Source organism: Effusibacillus lacus, assembly GCF_002335525.1.
Classification (GTDB): domain Bacteria; phylum Bacillota; class Bacilli; order Tumebacillales; family Effusibacillaceae; genus Effusibacillus; species Effusibacillus lacus.
Genome location: NZ_BDUF01000048.1, coordinates 1 through 583 on the forward strand (window position 1 = coordinate 1; position 583 = coordinate 583).

The window sequence follows — 583 nt, forward strand, 5'->3', positions numbered from 1 at the left end:
GCAGCGGAGACAGGTGGTGCATGGTTGTCGTCAGCTCGTGTCGTGAGATGTTGGGTTAAGTCCCGCAACGAGCGCAACCCTTGAACTGTGTTGCCAGCATGGAGATGGGCACTCACAGTTGACTGCCGGTGACAAACCGGAGGAAGGCGGGGATGACGTCAAATCATCATGCCCCTTATGTCTTGGGCTACACACGTGCTACAATGGGCGGAACAACGGGATGCGAGACCGCGAGGTGGAGCCAAACCCTGAAAACCGTTCGTAGTTCGGATTGCAGGCTGCAACTCGCCTGCATGAAGCCGGAATTGCTAGTAATCGCGGATCAGCATGCCGCGGTGAATACGTTCCCGGGCCTTGTACACACCGCCCGTCACACCACGAGAGTTGGTAACACCCGAAGTCGGTGGGGTAACCGTAAGGAGCCAGCCGCCGAAGGTGGGATCGATGATTGGGGTGAAGTCGTAACAAGGTAGCCGTATCGGAAGGTGCGGCTGGATCACCTCCTTTCTAAGGAGTCACGAAAGTGACAATATGAGAACCCGCAATCGAGGGTTTGAGGCTTACCTACACGATTTGGTTTTGA

1 rRNA gene is annotated in these 583 nt (G+C 55.7%); it reads left to right on the top strand.

Annotated elements, in window-relative coordinates:
* A 16S ribosomal RNA gene (locus tag EFBL_RS09000) occupies window positions 1–507 on the top strand; the annotation flags it as partial.
* Between the last annotated feature and the right edge of the window lie 76 nt (window positions 508–583).